This window comes from Ornithinibacillus sp. FSL M8-0202 (assembly GCF_037975285.1).
GTDB lineage: Bacteria > Bacillota > Bacilli > Bacillales > Amphibacillaceae > Ornithinibacillus > Ornithinibacillus massiliensis.
Window position 1 is genome coordinate 203,264 of the sequence record NZ_CP150248.1, and the last position, 21,931, is coordinate 225,194.

Here is a 21,931-nt window from a genome sequence, read left to right on the forward strand (position 1 = left end):
AATTATGGCAAAGCGTTGGCGATGGTTCTCCCTTCCGCAATTACTGGCTCAAACGTCCGCATACAGTGGCTCAAAACTTCGCACTTCTGGCTCAATCTGTCCGCAATACTCACTTTTAGTTATGTCCCAATCTCTTTCTATGAAAAAAAGAAGACCTCGGAGCTTCGTAATCATGTTCACGAAGCTCCGAGGTCTTCCTTCTATCTTAATCACCCTAGAAACGGTGTTAGTTGTTTTGGTGGTAGAGGCCTACTAAAGAGATATCCTTGCATTTCATCACATCTTTCACTTGTCAGAAAATCCAATTGTTCCCTCGTTTCAACCCCTTCAGCAATTACCTTCATATTCAAGGAGTGAGACATATGGATGATCGACTTCACAATTGCTTGATTTTCCTTCTTTTGTTCATCTAAAAACATTCTATCTATTTTTAATTTTGTAATTGGAAATACACTCAAATACTTAAAAGATGAGTAACCAGTTCCAAAATCATCTATTGAAACGAGAACACCTAACCTTCTAAGTGCATGTAATGTCTCTAATATCTCTTCTTCATTGGACATGGCCATTCTCTCTGTTATTTCTAGTTCTAGATAAGAAGGCTCCAGGCCAGTCTCATCTAAAATATCATGAATCTTCTCAACTAAATTACGTTGGTAAAACTGTTTTGCAGATAAATTTACACTTACTGTAATTGGCTTATATCCCTTGTCTTGCCATTCTTTGTTCTGACGACATGCTTCCGATAATACCCAATCCCCTATATCAATAATTAATCCTGTCTTCTCAGCCAAAGGTATAAACTCACTTGGACTAATAAACCCCTTCTCCGGATGGTTCCATCTGATTAGCGCCTCTAGACCAACAACTTCATTCGTTAGTAAATTTATTTGAGGTTGGTAATGCAATTCAAACTGCCCCTCTTTTAAAGCACGTCTCAGTTCTGCCTCCATCGTTAACATTAATTTAAAATTTTCTGATATAGAGGAATAAAATAGATTGTAATAATTCCGATGTCGTTCCTTAATTACATACATAGCAGAGTCTGCATGTTTAATTAAATCAGAAGCTGTTAATCCGTTATCCGGAAAGATGCTAATCCCAATACTAACCGTAGTATATATTTCATAATCATCTATCGTGATCGGTTTTTCAAATTCAGCAATTAGCTTTTCAGCAAAATCGATAGCCATTTCTTTCTCTGTATGTCGTTGAAGCAGTAAGAATTCATCTCCACCCATTCTAGCAAGAAATGTATCCATTTGCTGGAATATTTTCAATCGATTTGCACAAGCCTGCAAAAGCTTATCGCCAAACGAATAACCTAAAGTATCATTAATTTCTTTAAAATAATCCAAATCTAAGAAGAAAACGGCTACTTTTTCTTCTTGTTGCTCGGCTTGTATAATAGCATCTTTTAACACTTTATTAAAAAAATTTCGATTAGGTAAATCCGTTAACTCATCATAATATGCCATATACTCAATTTTATTTTCTGCTTCAATTCGTTCCGTTATATCTTTCACACTAGCAGCCCGTATAATCTTACCATTCTTATAATACGGGTATTCGACCATTTCAATATAAAATAATGTTCCATCCTTGCGTACACCTTTTAATTCAAGTACACTATTAATCGTAACCAAATCGGTCTCGATAAGCTTTCGATAGCTCTTTGCATCGATTAATTGCTCCATCGTTTTCTGTTTCAATTCTTCTATTTTATACCCAAACATCGTAGCAAACGTATCATCACAATCTATAATTGCTGTTTTCCCGTATAAAACGATTCCCTCTACCGAGTTATTCGAAATTTGATTAATATAGCGTTTAATTTCATCTGCTCGATTCCTAATAGACAATTCATCAAGAATCAAACAATAGAGATTTTCGTTTACCTTTAGTGATTTAACTTCTAATAGTTTTCCCTTTTCTGTTTTCATTTCCATTAACAAGTGAGATCGAGAAGCATCCAATAATAATCTAAAATCAATGTAATCTTCGATAGAATTACTAATTATCTGTTCTGCATCCAATAAGGTATACGCCTTTTGATTACCTTCAATAATCATTCCATCTTTGCTTACAAACACAATTGCCTCTTTAAAAAAAGATAATATTTGGCTATTTAATGGCACGGTAAGCTGTTCTCTCATTTGATTTCTCCTCACTTGTCTCCGAATTTAACCGATACTAATTCTTTCCTTTGGATAGTGATAATCCCCTGATCGCTTCGTTTTCTTAAACATGAACAAGAAGGTAAGAATCCCTACTCTACCAATAAACATTAATGTCATTAAAATAATTTTAGTAATGGTTGATAGCTCTGATGTGATACCCATGGAGAGCCCTACTGTTCCGAAAGCAGACGTTACTTCAAATAAAATTTGCGTGATGGTAAAAGGCTCATAGGTAGTAATGAATAATACAGAGATAAATACCATAAAGATTGCCATTAGAGTTACCGTCACAGCTTTCATTAAATCTTCTTCATGAACTTCTCTTCTAAATATCCGTATACTGCTTCCACCCCGTGCATACGTAATGATAAAAATAACCGCTAAAGCGAAAGTAGTTGTTCTAATTCCTCCGCCAGCACTACTCGGTGACGCCCCAATAAACATTAAAAACGACATAAACAAATGATTCGATTCCGAAAGCTCACTCACATCCATTGTTGAAAGTCCTCCACTTCTAGTCGTAACGGACTGGAACAACGAATAAAATAGCGACTCATGCCAACTCTTTCCAACAAAATAATGCTGTACGTCTAATAAAAAGATCCCGATGGTTCCAACAAATATTAAAATCGCAAAAGTCAACGTCGTTAATTTTGTAAACAAACTGAAATGGGTTAACACGCGATTACGGGAAAATAAAAAGTTTTTTACTTCAATTAATACAGGAAATCCGATAGCACCAAAAATAATTAATAAAATGTTTAGAAACTGTACGAAGTAGTCATGCTGAAATGGTATTAGAGACTCCCCAGTAATATCAAATCCACCATTGGTAACTGCGCTAATCGTTCCAAAGAAACCATGTAAATAAGCTTCCCCAGGAGAAGAGAAATATCTTAAGAAATATGTACCTAGCACTAAAAATGCAATAAACTCAACTGTAAGTAATACTAGAATAATTTGTTTAATTAAACGAACCATACCCTCAAAATTGGTTTGATTCTGGTCTGTCATAATTAATTGACGTTCCTTTAAGCCGATCTTCTTCCCTAACAATAGCCAAATAAAAGTACCTATGGCCATAACACCTACCGCACCAAGTTGAAGAATAAACGCCAAAAGAAAAATACCTGTTGTGCTTAACGTGTCTGCTACCGTGATTGTACTTAATCCGGTTACACTTAATGCACTGACTGCAGTAAATACGACATCAATAAACTCGACCTCTACCCCGTCTTTATATGCAATTGGTAAGCTCATTAATATAGTAGAAAATATTGCAGCTATTATGTAAAAAAATAAAATAATACGTACTGGTGAAAGTGTGTTAATCCACCTAGAAAATGATTTTGGTAAAAACATGTATTTACAGACTCCTTAGACCACTTTTATTCAGAGTGTTCTTTCGTTTTAATTGTAGCACGATTCTAAAAATTTTCCTCTACTTTCGACAATTTGCTTGTTTCCCTATAAAATATTAAGTACAACATTCAAAAATTATAACGAAAAAAAGACCATTTGGAAAGACTTGTTCATATGCTTGGAGGATTGTAAATGGAATTAACCCCTACCTTAGGACAAAAAATAATAAACGAAACAAGGAAATTAATCAATGAAAATATTATTATTGTCAATAATCAAGCCATTATTATAGCAAGTACCGACTGCTCTAGAATAGGTGATTTTCACGAGGGCGCCCTTCAAACAATAAAAAACAACACGACGACAATATTAACCGAGGACCACCTAAAGAGCATGAAAGGAATACGTCCAGGAGTTAATTTACCGATAACTATCGAGGATCATGTCATTGGTGTTATTGGCATCACCGGTAATCCAGAAGAAATTATTCCTTTTGCTTCACTCATGAAGAAAATGACAGAGTTATTAATACGGGAAAATATTTATGTGCAAGAGCTTGAATGGCACGCTCGGGCTATGGAAGCCTATTTCTTCGAATGGGTGCAAATGGATCAACCATCTGAAGAATTCATTAAAAGAGGTAAACTACTTGAAATTCATCTCTCCCCTCCTTTAAGATGCTCAATCATAGAAATCGATTTCTCCAAGCATAAGGACGGCATAAATGAAATTCTAGACCTCCTCATGTTAAAACTTCCTTGTGTAGCGATTCGCTGGGGACATAATCGCATCGTACTATTAACGGAAGAAGATAAATTCGAATTAGACACGTTAAAGAGACAGTTCGAATCATTCCAGAACTATATCATGAACAAGTTACGTATACCATTTTCAATAGGTATTGGAACAAAATCCAACTCTTTCTGCATTAAAGACTCTTATCAAAAAGCAACAAAAGCCCTAACTCTTTCAAACGCTAATACCATTACAGCATATGATGATTTATTATTAGAAACTTGTTTGGATGAAGTTAGTCATAATGTTCGAATCGACTTTATTAACAAAGTACTATCCCCATTGGATAAAGAAGAGACTTTACTCCATACATTAAAAGTATTTCTAAAGAATAATTTAAATTTAAAGGCAACTGCTTCGAAGCTGCATATCCATGTTAATACATTACATTACCGCTTAAGTCGAATTGAGCAGTTGACAGGACTGAATCCAAAAAACACCTATACCATTGCTGTATTTTATATAGCTTTTACCTTTTTGGATGAAAACCCAAAAAAGTAAGCGGATAATTAAATTTTTTTGTATATTTCACCATATTAAATCATAGGCATTTATTTTAGAATAAAATAAAAAACACTTAGGAGAATTGCCTATGTTTACGGAAGAACTGAAACAAAAATTCATCACCATAGTCGGGGAGAATAACTTCCAGGATTCAAGAACTAGTTTACTTACCTATTCCTATGATGCGACCCCAGGATTCCAATCCTTTCCCGATGCAATACTATCTCCACGAAATACCGAAGAAGTTTCCAATATTGTAAAGCTTTGTAACGAGAATAACATCCCTATTACTCCAAGGGGATCCGGCACGAATCTTAGTGCTGGAACGACCCCTTTACACGGCGGAGTTGTCATCCTTATGAAGCATTTCGATAACATATTAGAAATAGATGAAGAAAATTTAACCGTACGAACTCAGCCAGGGGTGATTACTAAAACACTCATTGAAGCCGTGGAAGCAAAGGGGTTCTTCTATCCACCAGACCCTAGTTCTATGAAAATATCTCAAATTGGCGGTAATATTAATGAAAACTCTGGTGGATTACGGGGCCTTAAATATGGTGTAACACGTGATTATGTGATGGGACTAGAGATTGTTTTACCAAATGGGGAAGTGATTCACACTGGAGGAAAACTAGCAAAAGATGTAGCTGGATATGATCTTACTAGCCTATTTGTTGGCTCTGAAGGCACATTAGGAATCGTTACCGAAGCAACCTTAAAACTCATCCCAAAACCCGAAACGAAAAAAACAATGCTAGCACTTTATCAAGATCTCGATGCTGCTGCACGTTCTGTATCTGCCATTATTGCCAATCGGATAATTCCAGCTACACTAGAATTTTTAGACCAACCCACTTTAAAAGCTGTAGAAGATTTTGCACAAATCGGCTTACCCACGAATGTCAAGGCGGTTTTATTAATTGAACAAGATGGTTCTAAACGTGAAGTTGATCAAGATATGGAAAAAATCACTACCATATGTCGAAACAATGACGCTGTAGAAGTACAATTAGCCTCTTCAGCTGAAGAAGCTGAAGCCTTAACAACAGCAAGAAGGTCTGCCCTTTCTGCACTCGCTCGTTTACGACCAACTACTATTTTAGAAGATGCTACTGTTCCCCGATCTGAAATCGCGAAGATGGTAAACGCCATTCAACAAATTGCCAAGCGTTACGATGTTAACATTTGTACGTTCGGACATGCTGGTGATGGAAATCTACACCCTACTTGCTTAACAGATATTCGTGATGAAGAAGAAATGAAACGTGTGGAAAAAGCATTTGAGGAAATCTTTATTAAAGCAATTGAATTAGGAGGAACCATTACAGGTGAACATGGTGTTGGTGCAATGAAACTACCTTATTTACATTTAAAAGTTGGAGAAGCAGGGATAGAGGTTATGCGTAATATCAAGGAAGCAATAGACCCTAACCATATTATGAACCCAGGCAAAATCTTTGCTAAATCCGATAGAAGAAGAGTGGTGGTTCATAAATGATGAAAACGCGAGAAAAAGAACGAATTGCTCATGAATTTAAAGAAAAAATGGACTATGATGAGCTGTTAAACTGCATGCGATGTGGCTTTTGTCTTCCAAGTTGTCCAACCTATATCGAATCAGGAATGGATGAAGCACATTCTCCTAGAGGACGAATTGCCATGATGAAAGCAGTTGTTGATGGGGATATCGAGCCAGATGATGATGTTAAGCGTTCGTTAGATCTATGTCTAGGGTGTAGAGCCTGTGAACCGGTCTGTCCATCAGGGGTAAAATATGGACATTTACTCGAGCAAGCTAGAGATATTATTTATCAAAATAAAAAACAATCGTTACCGGTAAAGACTGTACGAAATGTGGTATTTCACAACTTATTTCCTAACCAAAATCGAATGATCAATGCCACCAGTTTACTTGGCTTCTATCAAAGGTCAGGATTGCAGAAAATAGCTAGAAAAAGTGGTATTATGAATTTTTTCCCAGACACATTAAAAACGATGGAAAAAGTACTTCCACCTGTGCCAAAGAAAAAACAATTGAAGAGTAGACCAACACATCTATTACCACTACAACAGCAAAAGAAGAAAGTTGCCTTCTTCTCAGGTTGCTTAATGGATACTATATTTATGTCAACAAATAACGCAACGATGAAACTGCTACAATATGCCGGATGTGAAATTGTAATCCCTAATACACAAAATTGCTGTGGTGCCTTACATGGTCACAGTGGTGAACGAAATAAAGCGAAGGAATTAGCGAAGAAAAATATACTAGCCTTTGAAAAGGCGCAAGTCGATTACATCATTACTAATGCCGGGGGTTGCGGAGCTTTCCTTGTTGATTATGGCTATTTACTAAAGGATGATCCAGAATGGAAGGAGCGAGCAGCTACATTTTCATCAAAAGTTAAAGATATAACTAGTGTCCTTGTAGAATTAGACTTTCATAAAGAACGATTAAGCCTACCGGATCAAATTGTAACGTATCAAGATTCCTGTCATTTAAAAAATGGTCAAAATACCTTTATGGAACCAAGAAAATTATTACAATCTATTCAAGGTGTCACATATGTAGAAATGAAGGACGCAAGTAGATGTTGTGGTTCTGCTGGTATTTATAATATTGTTGAATCTGAGATGTCTATGCAAATATTAGATTATAAAATGGAACAGACGAAAAATACAAACGCAAAAACAGTCGTAACAGCAAACCCTGGCTGTCTTCTCCAGATGAACTTAGGGATAGAACGCGAAGGTCTAACTCACTCCATCCGTGCTGTCCACATTGTAGACTTATTATTAGAGGCATATGAAACAAGTAATCATACGCAATAATATTTTAGGCTAGGCTACATACTGTCTAGCCTCTTTCTACATCAGCTTTTTAAACTTCTCTAATAATTGTTCACCTTGGTAGCCTTGTTCGATAAGCTCACCTAACATTTCTTCAATTTTACTTTTTCGTTTATCAACAATAGTACCAGTAAAAATGACATTAATATGCTCACCTATATTGTTTATACTATCAATGGAGGTAATGAATGTGGCAGGAGCATTGCTCATTTTTGAAATTTTCACTTCAATCATAACTTGGTCACGCGTATTTTGCATATTTTCAAACCAAGCCATATATTGCTTATTGATCAGTGCCTCGATAAGCCAGCTGTTTTTACCATCTTCTCTATTTATGACTAAACCATCGATTAATTCAACTTCTGTCTTTACGATATCTTCGTTATTACTTTCAACAATTTGTAATTGTTTTAGTAGGAATGTCTTCATCGTGTCTCCTCCCTTCTATCCAACTATATAAGTTCAGTGTACCAAATTTTTTTCAAATTGATAACTATTTCTAAAGTAACACCTCGACTAAAAAAGGTATGATTGCTTCTCTCCCGGTTAACCTCTATTCCCCTTATCGTTCATTCTAATCAACATGAAATGGATTGATGGGACACCTTGTCTATATCAGTCCCAGATAGCTCACCTTCCTATAAAGAGATACTGGTATGATGGGCTCAAGGACATAATGTTTCCGATGTACTAAAACATGTTACCAGATTTTTACGTGGTTAAATTATACTAAATATACAAAGAATATAGGTGTTCCAATGAGGAGCACCTTTTTTAGTGGAGTTGGAAATAACTTAACTATTTCAATTCACTGTCACGATAGGTAATGAGCTTCTACTTGAGGAGGAAACTTCATATGACTGTAGGAAGTCAAATTAAACAAGCCGTTGCAGGATTAAAGAGTGTGCAAGCAAGTTTTGAACAGTTTGCTTTACAAACTGAAAATAAGCAGGCAAAACAATTATATGAGCAAGCTGCACAACAAACCCAAAGCATTTTAAACTCTGTAGAGCCTCGCGTACAACAGATTGAGCAGGAAGAGCCTCAATATAAAGGTTTTTAATTAGTGGGGAGTAATTTTCCTCCCCGCTATCCATTCAATATAGAAACAGGTGAAAAAAGATGCTTAAAAAGCCATTTTTAATGGTAATTGGGATAATCATTATTTTTACTTTAGTAGGTTGTAACACCGAAAATAACACCCAACGTAATTCAGATCAGCCTATCAAAGTTACACAAATATCAGCTAAAAATACGTACGACCAATCCATATCCAATAAAGCCAAGCAAATTCTCTCCAAAAAAGAAAACATAACAAGGGTCTTAGCTGCTAACACAGATAAAATACTTATAATAGCGATCGAAATACCTCATCATGAACGGTTTGGCTTACAAAAGGTTAATAAAGAATTATCAAAAGAAATGGATGAAGAATTCAAGTACATTAAGGTTGAGCTAGTTACCGACAAAAAAATTGTAATTGAATTAGAAAAAATTGAAGAAAGATTACAAAATAACGACATAACGAAAAAAGAACTTGAGAAAGAGCTGAAACATATTAGTAAGCTTTTAAAGGAGCAGACATAAATTTAAATTTATTTAGCACAACGGAAAGAAGGGATACAAATGCCAGATAAAAAGAAAAAGAACTTACCACCTCAGGCACAAGCGTATCAGGCATTTCAGGATAAACGAGAGGTTAAACGTCCGGTTCTAAGAAATTGCATAAAAGCATTTCTAGTAGGTGGATTGATTTGTTTTATCGGCCAATTAATCACGACATTTTACATCTACTATTTTGACTTTACAGAACAAACAGCTGGGAACCCAACAGTCGCAACATTAATCTTTATAACGATGCTGTTAACTGGTTTTGGCGTATATGACCGGATCGGACAGTTTGCCGGTGCTGGTTCTGCCGTTCCAGTAACAGGCTTCGGAAATGCTGTCATATCTGCCGCTATTGAACACCGTACTGAAGGATTCGTTTTAGGTGTAGGTGGGAATATGTTCAAGCTTGCTGGTTCGGTTATTTTATTTGGTGTATTCTCTGCTTTTATCGTAGCTTTGATTAAAACGATTTTGACTACATGGGGTGGATTCTAAATGTTAACTGGACATCGTACCTGGTTATTCGAGAATAACCCTGTGATTATTTCTACTGGTACTGTAGGTGGCCCGTTTGAAGCAAACGGTAAAATCCCTGATGCCTTTCATATTCTCCATGACGATATATGGTTAGAACAAGATTCGTTCGAGAAAGCGCAGCAAATGATGATGGAAGAAGCATGCCAATACGCTATTAAGAATAGTCCAATTGAAAAAGAGCAAGTCTCTTTCTTTATAAGTGGTGATTTAATCAATCAAATTACGCCATCCAGTTTTGCAGCTAAAACATTAGGCTCTCCATATTTTGGATTATTTAGTGCATGTGCAACATCAATGGAAAGCTTAGCCTTAGCAGCATTCATCATTAATGCTAACGGGGCTGATTACATTCTAAGCGGTACTTCAAGCCATAATGCAGCAGCCGAAAAACAATTCCGTTATCCTACCGAGTACGGAGGTCAAAAACCCCCGACAGCTCAATGGACGGTTACCGGTGCTGGTTGTGCATTAGTTGCAAAATCAGGACAAGGACCACGTATTACATCTGCTACTATCGGTAAAATAATCGATATGGGAATGACTGACCCTTTTAACATGGGTGGTGCTATGGCTCCAGCTGCTGTAGATACGATTCTAACCCATTTAAGAGAACGTAATGTCGATGCTTCCTATTATGATTTAATTATTACTGGGGACCTCGCCCATATCGGTAGGGAGGTTGCATTAGACTTACTGCATAAAAATGACATCAACATACCTGATGAAAAGTTTGTTGATTGTGGACTTACAGTATATCGTGAAGATCAACCAGTATTAGCTGGTGGCAGTGGACCGGCATGCTCTGCCGTGGTAACCTATGGACATTTCTTAGAGCTTATGAAAAAGGGAGAACTGGATAGAATATTAGTCGTTGCAACCGGTTCCCTCCACTCCCCCCTTAGTGTTAATCAAAAAGATTCTATACCTTGCATCGCCCACGCGGTATCTATCGAAATAGGAAGTGATAAGTCATGATATTCTTTTGGGCATTTGTAGTTGGAGGATTAATTTGTGTAATTGGTCAAATTCTATTTGATGTATTCAAGCTCTCACCAGGACATACATTAAGTATCCTGGTTGTAGCTGGGGCAATATTAGATGGATTAGGACTATATGAACCTTTAATTGATTTTGCAGGGGCAGGTGTAACCGTACCAATCACAAGCTTTGGTAATTCATTAGTACATGGTGCCATGCAAGAAGCAGAAAAACATGGAATTATCGGTGTTATTACTGGGATGTTTGAAGTGACCAGTTCCGGGATATCAGCAGCGATTATCTTTGGTTTCATCGGTGCGCTAATCTTTAAGCCGAAAGGATAATCTCATAAAGGAGGAAACATAAACCATGACAGTAGGCTCACAAGTGAAGACCTGCTACGCTTCTATCAAAAATATTGAAGCAACATTAGGAGTACTTGCTTCACAAACAAATGAAGCTAATGCAAGAAATGTATATAGGGAAACAGAAACACTCATACGTGAGATTAAGCAGGATTTAGAGAAACAAGTATTAATGCTAGCTAGAGAAGAACCCCAATATAATCAATAGGAAGGAAAGTAAACGATGGCAGATTGGATTCAAATCGCTCTTAGATCGATAACATTACTCACTATATTGTTCCTTTTCACTAAATGGTTAGGTACGAAACAACTGTCCCAATTAAATATTTTTGAATATATAAGTGGAGTAGTATTAGGAGGAATTGTTGCCATCCATGTCAGTACATTAGATAGCCCTTTCTATTACGCGTTAATTTCCATGTTTGTGTGGTTTATTATTCCATACGCTGTCGAGTATTTCGCATTAAAGAGTAAAGTATTTCGTAATTTTGCTCAAGGTAAAAGTACTGTCTTGATTCAGAACGGAAAAATAATGGAGGACAATTTAAAGAAGGAACATTTTTCAACGGATGATTTATTAGAAAGCCTTCGCGATAAAAACATTTTTAAAGTAGCAGATGTAGAATTTGCCGTATTAGAACCAACTGGAAAGTTAAGTGTACTACCGAAGACAGAAAATCGCCCATTAACCGCCAAGGACATTGGACTAAAAGTAGCACCTGATCGAGAACCACAAACGGTTATTATGGATGGAAGGCCACTTCTAGAACCGTTAGCTAACCTCTCCTTAAATCCTAAATGGTTAGAAACGGAACTAGAAAAAATGAATATTAGCATGGAAAATGTATATCTTGGTCAAGTTGATAGTGATGGTCAATTAACGGTTGATCTTTACGATGATAAACTTACCGTACCAAGTCCAACACAAAAACCACTTTTACTTGCCACAATGAAGAAGTGTCAAGCTGATTTAGAACTATTTGCCCTTTCAACAAACAATCAAGAGACAAAGCAGTTGTATCAACGCAATAGCGAAAAAATGCAAAAAGCGATTGACCTTGTATCTACCTATCTAAAATAGAACCCTAATCCAAAAGGGTTTTATTTTTTGTATTACATATTTTTAACTAGGTGTGGAATCGTATTAATAAACATTATGTTGGAGTTGTAAATAGAATGGTAAAGAAAACATTTAGACGTTCCATAAGAAGCAGACAGAACATAACCGACACTAACTCAACAAATAACAACAAGAACTCCACAATAAACCCGAACTTAGAAAAAACAATTGAGCAGTTTAAGACTTTTTATTCGTATCCAACAAACAAAGATGTGGTAGTACGCAATCTACATATACCAGGATTAAATAAAAATGCTGGAATGGTATACATTGATACTATAACGAATACGACAGATATTGAAGCTTCTATCTTAAGCCCCCTTCTTCAGAACCAGGATTCAACGAAGGGAATTAACGAAATTATTACTTCTCCATCTGTCAGTACAACAGTAAAAATGATCGAGATAATATCAGATATAAACAATGGAAATGTGGCATTATTTATCGAAGGTGAACATCAAGCATATCTCTTTAATGTTTCAAACTTTGAAGGAAGAGCGATAGAAAAAGCAGAAAATGAAAATGTCGTTAAAGGGCCGAAAGAAGCGTTTAATGTAAAAGCAAGTACGAATATCTCATTAATTCGTAAGAGAATTAAAAGTGAAAACCTACTTGTAGAATCTGTAGTTATATCGAAACGCTCAAAAAACAATGTATATATGGTTTACCAAAAAGATTTGGTAAATGAAAAATTACTCCAAAATGTTCGAGATCGCCTCCAATCATTGGATGTTAATGCCATACAAAATCTAAGTCTATTAGAACAATATATTGAAGAACGAAAATACTCTATCTTTCCAACGTTATTATATACAGAACGACCTGACCGAGCAACGTCCTTCTTAGAGGATGGTTATATTGTTTTATTAATGGATAATTCTCCAGATTGTCTGGTACTCCCAGCAACATTCTGGTCGTTTTATCATTCATCGGAAGAGCATTATCTACGGTTTGCTTACGGGAATTTCACTAGGGTGCTCCGTATTTTTGCACTTTTTATTACTTTATTTACTTCTTCTTTATATGTAGCAGTTGTTACCTATCATGCAGAGATGATCCCTCCTGACTTATTGCTGGCCATCGCTGCTACAAGAGAAAGGGTTCCTTTTCCAGTAGGGATTGAGGTTTTTATCATGGAGTTGGCTTTTGAACTAATTCGAGAAGCTGGGTTAAGAGTTCCCAGTTCAATAGGACCAACAATAGGAATTGTTGGGGCATTAATCTTAGGACAAGCAGCAGTTGAAGCCAATATTGTAAGCCCAATCGTTGTCATCATTGTTGCACTTGGGGGCTTAAGCTCCTTCGCGATTGGTGATATTAGTATGAACTTTGCAATAAGGATATCACGATTTCTTTTATTATTAGCAGCAAGTTTCTTAGGGCTTTACGGTATAACTGCTTTCTTTACATTGGGATTATTTTATATGGTTTCTATAAAGTCTTTTGGTGTTCCCTACTTATCCCCTTTAACGCCCAATATAAGTCATCCGGTGACACGATTTTAAGAAAAATACTTCAAAATGAATTATTACGGCCTGGTTATGTGAAATCTAAAGACACAAAAAAGAAAGCTTAGAGGGATTAATAAATGGTCCAAATAAAAGAAAGAATCGGTATAAGAGAGTATATAGCCATTGTATTAATTATGACAAGCACTAAACTAACTGATAATACTCCTGTTTTATTATTTGAGCCTTTATACAACGCAGGATGGATGGCACCGGTAATAAACAGTATTTTATCTATTATTCCTCACTAGCGTCGCATTAAAATAATTTGCAAACATATAAAAATTAAAATATTCTGATATATTGTTTATTCATAAAAAAATCCTTTATAATGGTTGGATGGTAGTAAACCGATCCAAATCCAAAATAAAGGACAAACACATGGATAAGTTTACTCGAAAAACATCATTTGAACAATGGTTTTCGCTTATTTCATCTGACTTTTTACAGGAACAAGTGGAAAACTATCAATTAGATTACTATACGAAAAAGCTTTATACCCAATCTTTCTTGAAATTATTGTTGTATGCACAGCTTCATGAAACGGAAAGTTTACGCGCTTTAAGCGATTGTGTCTTCTCGGAAGATTTACAAGATGCCACCAATTTGGAGGCCATTAGCTTCTCCCAATTAGGAAGGAGACTCAATCAAATTCCGACAGATTTTTTTCAAGCCATTTTTCTTCGATTGGTAGCGCAAATTCACGACAAATCTGACTTTCAAACCAGACGAAAAAGGACAACACCACTCAAAATCATCGATTCAAGTACCTTACCGTTAAGCTTGAATAACCACCGTTGGGCAAACTTCCGTAAAACAAAGGCCGGTGTCAAACTCCATTTGCGTCTTGTTTTTATGGAAAAAGGTTGTTCCTATCCCGATGAAGCCAAGCTCACGAATGCGAAAGAACACGATCGAGGTCAACTCGAAGTATTGGTTGACGATAAAGAATGTATGTATGTGTTTGATCGAGGCTATTTGGATTACGAACGGTTTGATCGTATGACAGACGACGGTTACTTTTTCGTCTCACGCTTGCGCAAAAATGCGGTCACTCGTACATTAGAAACCTGCTCTTTACCAGAAGATTCGTCTGTTTTATCCGATGAAATAGTAGTGATTGGTACGACACAAAATCGTTCAGAGAATGTATTTAGACTGTTGAAAGTGATGGATACCAAAGGAAATGAGTTGCATTTACTGACTAATCGCTTTGATTTAGGTGCAGATGAAATCGCAGAACTGTATAAATCTCGCTGGGCGATCGAACTATTTTTCAAGTGGATGAAACAGCACTTAAATATTAAAAAGTTTTATGGTCAGAGTGAACAAGCTGTACATAATCAAGTCTACATCGCGATGATCGTGTACTGTTTAAACGTGTTGATACAACTCGAAACCAATAGTCAACGCACCTATTTACAGATCAGTCGCTATTTAAAGGCTGTCTTGTGGCAATCTGCGCATATATGGATACGCAAGATCGAGGGAAAAAGTGTTCCATAAAGCAATTGGTTGTCGTTGATACTTAGTTAAGACGTTATAGTAAAAAAATGGATGTTTACTACTTTTGCTTAGTTGTCTTTCTTTTTCATCAAAAAAGAAGAGAATAATAACCGGAAAATTCAGACATTATTTATGCAACGCTAGTGATTATTCCTATCTATTTGCTTATACGTGTTATGGGAAATTATCAAGAAAAGAATTTACTAGAAATCTCTGACCGATTATTTGGAAAAATATTAAGTACATTTTTATTATTCATTTTTTTAGTGATAGCATTTAGTACCTTAGTTGTTGACACAGCTATTTACACAGATATCATTGGAACGATGTATTTTATTAGAACTCCCACAATAGTTATTTATGGAATTTTATTAACCGTTAGCGCATACGGAGCGAAAAGAGGATTAGAACAAATTGCTTCTGTTTCGTGGTTAGTACTTCCTTATTTACAGGTTACATTACTGTTCGCTTTAATCCTCACCATTGGGGATGGAAATATTACATTTATTTTTCCTATTTTTGGACAAAGTAGCTGGGAAGTAATAAAGGAGAGTGCTCTAAGACAATCTATATTAGCTGATTTTCTATATTTATTTATACTTTATCCCTATTTAAAGAGCAAGAAGGATTTTTCAAAAGGAACATGGTTAGCACTATTTTTTACAACGCTGAACTTAACAGTGTCTCTTGTATGTTTTTTACTTTTTTTGATTATAATACCGTAATGCAATTGAATTATCCCTATCATGAAGTTATACGAACTATTTCTTTAGGTTTTCTAACCAATATGGAGACATTCTTTCTACCTTTTTGGCTTATCGCATCATTTGTTAGGTTTTCCATTTATTTATATATTGTAGCATTCTTATTCGGACACATCTTTAAAATAAATCACTTTGAGTATGTTACCCCCTCGCTAGCAACTGTTATTGTATTTCTAGGTCTAATACCAGAAAGTCCTTCTTTCACCTTGTTCAATTTTAAAGATTTTTTATTTATTCTTACATCACCAGTATTTTTCATGTTTCCTATCCTATTGTATATTGTTGCAAAGATTAAGGGGGAATTTAAAAATGCGAAAAACCAAAAGGCCCTTAGTTTCGTTTTACTATTTGCTATATTTCTATCCTTAACGGGCTGTTGGGATCAAAGAGGAGTTGAGGAGTACGCTTTTGTGATTGCTCTAGGAATGGACAAAGTAGACAATCAAAAGGATAAAGTAAGAATTACCTATTTAATTGCCAATCCAGAAACAGGGTCAGTAGCCTCTAGTGCAAGTTCACAGGAACCACCTAGGGGGATAATTTCCTTTGAGGCAAACAGCCTAATTACAGCAAAAAGCCTTGCAAATATAGTAATAGCCAAGGAAATCACCTATGATCTTGTTAGAATGTTATTCGTGTCAGAAGAACTAGCAAGAGATAAGGAATTCGTAAGGTGGATATATGATGCGGCTAAGTCTATGGATATAAGACGTGACATACAATTCCTAGTAACAAAAGAAGAAACCTCGCAATTTATACAAACAAATAAACCATTATTAGAAACTAGACCACATGACTATTACGAAAAGATTTTTAATGTGGGAGAAATATTTGGAACAACACCACCTTCGGAATTGAATACTTTTTTTCGAATTACAGAAGCCGACGCAGACTTATTTTTAGGTATGTATGGAACAACCGAGAAGGTTCAAGAACATAAATCAAATCAAGAACCTGATCAAATAAAAGCAGGTGAGTTTCACTATACGGGAGAAACCAATACAACTCAAATTGCTGGTTCTGCCGTTTTTAAGGAAGGCCGCATGATTGATACTTTAACTATAGAAGAGACTAAATTAACTTATTTACTTAACCCAACTTTGAAAACAGGGTATTTTCTTTTCACCTTCCCAGATCCATTTGACGAGGACTATCGAGTTGATGCCCAAATTGAATTGGATAATCCAATAAAAATAGACATGAACCTTAAAAAGGATACACCTAAAATTGATGTAACGGTTCCGATATCACTTGAAGTATTATCCAATCATAGTATGACCGATTACTCAAAAGACCCAATGAAGCAGGATAGACTAGAATCATCCATAAAAGAGGATTTAGCAAATAAATTTAAAGAGCTTATCAAAAAGACCCAGGAGGAATTTAAATCAGAGCCCTTTAACTGGTCTTTAATCGCTAGAAAAGAGTTTCCTACTATTCCAGACTGGGAGAAATTTGATTGGATGAAAACGTACCCCGATATGGATATTAATGTTTCGGTCCAATTGAAATTAGAGAAATTCGGGAGACAAAATGAACTGCCGAGAATAGAAGAAATGAGGGATTAAAATGAAGCTAGTGATTTGGCTAGTGATGATTATCATGTTTGTTTACACGATAGGATTTTCTATTACTCTGTGGAAAGGCAATAGTAAAATGGGTTCCATTACTACCTTTTTGCTAGCATTAGCTATCGTGATCCTCCCTTTCTTCACTATTCTGAGGTAAGTATATTATTGATGAGGAGGCATATTATGCCTCCTCAACTTTTAGTAAAGCTTCCCCTGTCTATACATAATCGTAGAAAGCTTCATTACGGCATGGATATAACAATTTTGCCTTAGTGGATAGGGGTCTGCGAAGAATTGTGGTAATACCGCATCAAAGGTTTCTTTCATTTTTACATATAGCTTTTGGTATACTTCTTCCTCTTGATAGAACTGGGTCTCCCTACCTTGTAGCCATTCTAAATATGATACAATTACTCCCCCAGCATTAGCCAATATATCTGGTATGATGACGACTCCCTGTTCACTTAAATATTCATCCGCTTCTGTTGAAACTGGTGCATTAGCACCTTCTACAATAATTCTAGCCTGTATATCCTTCTTATTCGCTTCATGAATTTGATTTTCCAGTGCAGCCAAGAATAATACATCTGTATCCAGCGTCATTATCGCTTCCCGGTTTAGAATTTCTGCTTTTATACCTGCCAACTTTACCATCTCATCTGTTTTCGGAAGGTCTCCATTATTTGCCGAACTATATTTTACTAAACTAGGTATATCAAGTCCTTCCGAATTGTATAAGGTGACATTACGATCACTTACCGCCACTACTTTATTATTTAGATGATTACATTGAAAAGCTGCTAATGCAACTACAGATCCAACATTTCCAAACCCTTGGACAGCGACCGTAAGTGATTTATCTTTTAAAGCTAGAACAGTTTTTGCAAATGGATTATCCCGCTCCGCTAACCAATTTTCTTGAAGGCTGAGAAAATCATGTATTAAATAACGAAACGTATAGTAAACCCCTTTACCTGTAGCTTCTCTCCTTCCTAAGGATCCCCCATTCTCTACACTTTTACCTGTAAAACTGCCTCGATATGATTCCCCTGGTCGAATGCTCTTATATTCCCCCATCATCCAGTCCATTTCCCGTTCTCCTGTTCCAACATCTGGAGCTGGTATATCTTTATCTGGACCTAGGCTATCACTGAAGTACTGTACATATTTTTTACATATAACATATAAATCCTTTTCACTGAATTCTCTAGGATTAATGACGACTCCGCCCTTAGCTCCGCCAAATGGCACTTGGTGTAAGGCGTTTTTCAATGTCATAAGAGCAGCAAGGTTCACTACCTCGTCTTCATTGACCGATTCGTGAAAACGAATTCCTCCCTTATATGGACCTAATATGTTGTTATGCTGTACTCGGAAGGCAGGGATTCGCACAACCTGACCATTCTCCAGCGCAATTCTTAAAAACGATTTATTGACATGATTTGGTGTAGAAAGAATCGCTAACAAGGACGTAAATGCTTTTTTTCTTCGCTCCCCACTTAATTCTGGTAAAAAAGTTTTGTCATCTACTAAAGCGTGTAATGAACTTTTTACAATATCGACTGTTTGATTTCCCACATAAATACCTCCAACTGATTTTTCTAACAATAAAATTGTAACAAAATCAACGGGAGATACCAATTAAGTTATCGAAATTTACAGAACAAAAACAGCTATTACAACCATGACTAGTAAACCTAGGATTACTGGGAGGAAGTTTTTCCTTACCAAATCCATAACGGAGACCCCACAAAATCCTGCAATTGCGATTAAGGATGACCACGCTACAATCGTCCCTCCACCGGTCCAAATGGCCCCTAATTGGCCGATAGCAGCTAATGTTCCTGCATCCATCCCACTTGTTTCAAGTGATGCTGCAAGTGCACCAGTAAGCGGTAATCCTGAGAATCCAGATCCATCCAAACCAGTAATAATACCTATTACTAGAACACTAATCGCTGCTAGTAATGCACTTTGGGGAAGAAATTCTTGTGTGGATTCTACTAATCCAAATAATAAAGCTGGACCTACCTCTACACCCAAAATACTCCCTGAGAAATCACTACTACCAAGAAAGAAAAACCCCGCAATTGGAATTACCGGCCCCATTGCCTTAAACGCAAAAACAAACCCATCTGTAATATGATTTGTAATATAATCCAATGCATGATGCCTACCAAAAGCAACAGTAGATAATAATAGTAAGATAACCGCAACCCCACCAACAAAGGCTGCCCCATCTCCGCCAACTAATCCACCACTTCCACTAAAAAGCTTGTTATACATCATATAAACTACAACGACTAAAAGAGCTAGGGGTACAAAGACGGCGAAAATTTTACTCCATCTGGTGAGATTATTCGTTTTTGCTTCATTATTTGTACTTTCCGCTGTGTTTAAAGTTGTTAGTTCATTTTTATTTAACGGGTCATCTTTCGAGCGAATAGATTTTCGATTTATTGCATATGCAAGGAGAATTGCCACACCTCCTGCTATTAAAGATAAGACAAGTGCTTTATCAGCAACCAGCCCTGGATTAATTCCTGCTGCTGTCGCAGAGAGGCTTGGGGCTACCTGGACAATATAGTCAGACGATAAAGCCATACCTTGACCAGCAAGTGCAATAGCAACAGCTGCTACAATAGCGGGTAATCCTGACCGGACCGCAGCTGGTACTAGTAACGCACAAATTAACGGTACAGCAGGTGTTGGCCAGAAAAATAAAGAAATGATATAGGTCGTTGCCACTAATACAAAAAATGACACATGACCATTAACCATTACCTTCTGTACTGGCTGAATCATTCGAACATCAGCACCTAAATCTTTTAAAGAAATGAGTAAGGCGAGCATAAAAGTAATGATGAGAAATATACTAAATAATTCTTGAGCTGCGATTAAGTTCGCATTAAATATTGCTGTAAATCCATCAACAATACTTCCTTTATAAACCCAAGCTATAATAAACGTCCCGAGTAATGTTGGAAGTACAACTCCTTTTCGAAAAATCATCGTTATAATGATTAAGAGTGTAAATATACCATATAACCAATGGACTAAAGTAAGCTCCATGTACATCTTCCTTTCTTACCGTAGTGCTATAGCCTATGCTAGTTTTACAATAGCGGTGAAAAAGAAGATTAAATGGATAAGATTACGTTGTCCTAAAACTCGTAAAGTAAGAAATTAAACAGCAGACATATGCTTCACTTTATTCCTCCTCAGAGCACATAACATGCATAGTAGTTCTCCTCCTTCATGAATTCCATCAAGGAAACCGTTCTCACAATAAACCTCTTTTCCACAACGATTACAAACTCCAACTAATTCCTTCACTGGAACACCTCCATATTATTAAATATAGTAAGACTGCTTACTATGTTTCAAAACAAAACTAAAAAACGGCTAAATACGAAAAAAATAAAGGTAACCTCTAATATGAGATTACCTAGTTGTGAGCGGATTGTTCAATTTTTATGCAGATTGTAATAATCGCTTCGGTTGTTTAATAAACAAGAAGAATACTACAATTGCAGATAATATAAATGATGGTAACATATAAGATCCATTATAAATTAGAGAAAACAACCATACCGGTTGACCTTCTGGTGCTGTATCCCCCCAAAAAACGATTCCTGCATAAAAATGGGCCAGAAAACGCAATCCAGAGCCTATAAATACCCCTAAGGTAATATACACTAATCTTTTCACAACCTTACCTTCCTTAAGTGACTTTTGAATTGGCTTAGCGAAAATTCCTGCTACTCCTAAAACAGTAAAGGCAAATCCATATTCAATAAATGCTTGGTATAAATTAAGTATATATGCGCCGAAAGCTAATTGGAGCACTCCCCATATAAAACCAGCTAATAGCCCTCCTTTTAGCCCCCATCGAAATGCAACGATAAAAATAGGTATCATTGCAAATGAAATAGAACCTCCATTAGGCATCTTAAAAGTTGGCAGTAGATCTAGAATTAATGCCAGTGCTGCAAATACTGCCACCTCAACCATAAACAATGTGCGTTTAGAACTCACTTTATTTCCTCCCCCAAATGTATTAAAAATCATGATGCTTCGATTTTTAAACACAAAAAAAGCAATGCCAAGGGGAAGCTTCCTGATGGGGAATTCCGCTCACATTGCTAATAAATCCATCAAAAAAGCCACCATCCCTACGCTAGTACTAACTAACAGGTTCAAAGGGTCTGAACATATTGTTCACTCTCAGCCAATCGGCTCCCCCTGTGGACTAGAAATCATTCACTTTTTTTGCT

Annotated in this window: 22 protein-coding genes, 1 pseudogene and 1 riboswitch; of the genes and pseudogenes, 16 read left to right on the top strand and 7 right to left on the bottom strand. The window is 36.3% G+C overall.

All coding sequences use genetic code 11. The features are described 5' to 3' along the window. Positions 1–209 precede the first annotated feature (209 nt). Both MKY78_RS01025 and MKY78_RS01030 read right to left on the bottom strand, forming a co-directional pair. Positions 210–2,156 carry an EAL domain-containing protein gene (locus MKY78_RS01025; RefSeq protein ID WP_339215520.1) on the bottom strand — a complete coding sequence of 649 codons (1,947 nt, stop codon included), beginning with the start codon at positions 2,154–2,156 and terminating at the stop codon, positions 210–212. Between the two features lie 27 nt (positions 2,157–2,183). After that, positions 2,184–3,542, bottom strand: a complete 1,359-nt coding sequence (locus MKY78_RS01030; RefSeq protein ID WP_339215522.1) for a TrkH family potassium uptake protein — start codon at positions 3,540–3,542, stop codon at positions 2,184–2,186. Between the two features lie 192 nt (positions 3,543–3,734). Between MKY78_RS01030 and MKY78_RS01035 the strand changes: the two genes are divergently transcribed. The 3 genes from MKY78_RS01035 (at position 3,735) to MKY78_RS01045 (ending at position 7,676) form a co-directional block, all read left to right on the top strand. Continuing rightward, positions 3,735–4,838 (top strand): sugar diacid recognition domain-containing protein, encoded by a 1,104-nt coding sequence (locus MKY78_RS01035; protein WP_339215524.1) that lies wholly within the window; start codon positions 3,735–3,737, stop codon positions 4,836–4,838. Positions 4,839–4,929: 91 nt separating this feature from the next. Then, positions 4,930–6,342 (top strand): glycolate oxidase subunit GlcD, encoded by a 1,413-nt coding sequence (glcD, locus tag MKY78_RS01040; protein ID WP_339215526.1) that lies wholly within the window; start codon positions 4,930–4,932, stop codon positions 6,340–6,342. Continuing rightward, a complete protein-coding gene (locus MKY78_RS01045; protein ID WP_339217782.1) occupies positions 6,342–7,676 on the top strand; it encodes a (Fe-S)-binding protein in 1,335 nt (444 codons plus the stop codon). The genes glcD and MKY78_RS01045 overlap by 1 nt, the downstream gene beginning before the upstream one ends. 36 nt (positions 7,677–7,712) lie before the next feature. Here MKY78_RS01045 and MKY78_RS01050 read toward each other — a convergent pair whose 3' ends face one another. Next, the gene (locus tag MKY78_RS01050; protein ID WP_211741560.1) at positions 7,713–8,123 is read right to left on the bottom strand and encodes a YwpF family protein; all 411 of its coding nucleotides are present in this window, start codon (positions 8,121–8,123) and stop codon (positions 7,713–7,715) included. 427 nt (positions 8,124–8,550) lie between these two features. On the opposite strand from MKY78_RS01050, the gene MKY78_RS01055 reads away from it, so the two are divergent. The 13 genes and pseudogenes from MKY78_RS01055 (at position 8,551) to MKY78_RS01115 (ending at position 17,811) form a co-directional block, all read left to right on the top strand. Beyond that, on the top strand, positions 8,551–8,757 hold the full coding sequence (locus MKY78_RS01055) for a DUF1657 domain-containing protein (protein ID WP_010096853.1): 207 nt from the start codon (positions 8,551–8,553) through the stop codon (positions 8,755–8,757). A gap of 59 nt (positions 8,758–8,816) precedes the next feature. Further along, positions 8,817–9,281 carry a hypothetical protein gene (locus tag MKY78_RS01060; RefSeq protein ID WP_339215529.1) on the top strand — a complete coding sequence of 155 codons (465 nt, stop codon included), beginning with the start codon at positions 8,817–8,819 and terminating at the stop codon, positions 9,279–9,281. A 39-nt stretch (positions 9,282–9,320) separates the two neighbouring features. Beyond that, positions 9,321–9,800 carry a stage V sporulation protein AC gene (spoVAC, locus tag MKY78_RS01065; RefSeq protein ID WP_339215531.1) on the top strand — a complete coding sequence of 160 codons (480 nt, stop codon included), beginning with the start codon at positions 9,321–9,323 and terminating at the stop codon, positions 9,798–9,800. Beyond that, a complete protein-coding gene (spoVAD, locus tag MKY78_RS01070; protein ID WP_339215532.1) occupies positions 9,801–10,817 on the top strand; it encodes a stage V sporulation protein AD in 1,017 nt (338 codons plus the stop codon). Continuing rightward, on the top strand, positions 10,814–11,164 hold the full coding sequence (gene spoVAE, locus MKY78_RS01075; RefSeq protein WP_186868506.1) for a stage V sporulation protein AE: 351 nt from the start codon (positions 10,814–10,816) through the stop codon (positions 11,162–11,164). Before spoVAD ends, spoVAE begins: the two co-directional genes overlap by 4 nt. A gap of 25 nt (positions 11,165–11,189) precedes the next feature. Continuing rightward, positions 11,190–11,393 carry a DUF1657 domain-containing protein gene (locus MKY78_RS01080; protein WP_186868505.1) on the top strand — a complete coding sequence of 68 codons (204 nt, stop codon included), beginning with the start codon at positions 11,190–11,192 and terminating at the stop codon, positions 11,391–11,393. Positions 11,394–11,408: 15 nt separating this feature from the next. Further along, the gene (locus MKY78_RS01085; protein ID WP_186868504.1) at positions 11,409–12,266 is read left to right on the top strand and encodes a DUF421 domain-containing protein; all 858 of its coding nucleotides are present in this window, start codon (positions 11,409–11,411) and stop codon (positions 12,264–12,266) included. Positions 12,267–12,361: 95 nt separating this feature from the next. Beyond that, entirely contained in the window at positions 12,362–13,810 is a 1,449-nt protein-coding gene (locus MKY78_RS01090) for a spore germination protein (protein WP_339215534.1), read from the top strand. Between the two features lie 83 nt (positions 13,811–13,893). Then, complete coding sequence (locus MKY78_RS01095) at positions 13,894–14,064, top strand: hypothetical protein (protein ID WP_339215536.1); 171 nt, start codon at positions 13,894–13,896, stop codon at positions 14,062–14,064. Positions 14,065–14,194: 130 nt separating this feature from the next. Beyond that, a complete protein-coding gene (locus MKY78_RS01100; RefSeq protein ID WP_339214128.1) occupies positions 14,195–15,319 on the top strand; it encodes an IS4 family transposase in 1,125 nt (374 codons plus the stop codon). Between the two features lie 176 nt (positions 15,320–15,495). Further along, positions 15,496–16,223: pseudogene (locus tag MKY78_RS01105) on the top strand (GerAB/ArcD/ProY family transporter); the annotation flags it as partial. Between the two features lie 117 nt (positions 16,224–16,340). Then, positions 16,341–17,651 carry a Ger(x)C family spore germination protein gene (locus MKY78_RS01110; RefSeq protein WP_339217784.1) on the top strand — a complete coding sequence of 437 codons (1,311 nt, stop codon included), beginning with the start codon at positions 16,341–16,343 and terminating at the stop codon, positions 17,649–17,651. A gap of 1 nt (position 17,652) precedes the next feature. Continuing rightward, positions 17,653–17,811 carry a hypothetical protein gene (locus MKY78_RS01115; RefSeq protein ID WP_339215538.1) on the top strand — a complete coding sequence of 53 codons (159 nt, stop codon included), beginning with the start codon at positions 17,653–17,655 and terminating at the stop codon, positions 17,809–17,811. Positions 17,812–17,852: 41 nt separating this feature from the next. Here the strand turns inward: MKY78_RS01115 and MKY78_RS01120 are convergent, their stop codons facing one another. The 4 genes from MKY78_RS01120 to thiT form a co-directional block, all read right to left on the bottom strand. Further along, entirely contained in the window at positions 17,853–19,232 is a 1,380-nt protein-coding gene (locus MKY78_RS01120) for a Glu/Leu/Phe/Val dehydrogenase (RefSeq protein WP_339215540.1), read from the bottom strand. Positions 19,233–19,310: 78 nt separating this feature from the next. After that, complete coding sequence (locus MKY78_RS01125) at positions 19,311–20,726, bottom strand: hypothetical protein (protein ID WP_339215541.1); 1,416 nt, start codon at positions 20,724–20,726, stop codon at positions 19,311–19,313. 114 nt (positions 20,727–20,840) lie between these two features. Next, positions 20,841–20,990 carry a hypothetical protein gene (locus tag MKY78_RS01130; RefSeq protein WP_339215543.1) on the bottom strand — a complete coding sequence of 50 codons (150 nt, stop codon included), beginning with the start codon at positions 20,988–20,990 and terminating at the stop codon, positions 20,841–20,843. A 138-nt stretch (positions 20,991–21,128) separates the two neighbouring features. Further along, positions 21,129–21,692, bottom strand: coding sequence for an energy-coupled thiamine transporter ThiT (thiT, locus tag MKY78_RS01135; protein ID WP_339215544.1), 564 nt, complete (start codon positions 21,690–21,692; stop codon positions 21,129–21,131). Between the two features lie 116 nt (positions 21,693–21,808). Then, a riboswitch (TPP riboswitch) is annotated at positions 21,809–21,910 on the bottom strand. Positions 21,911–21,931 lie beyond the last annotated feature (21 nt).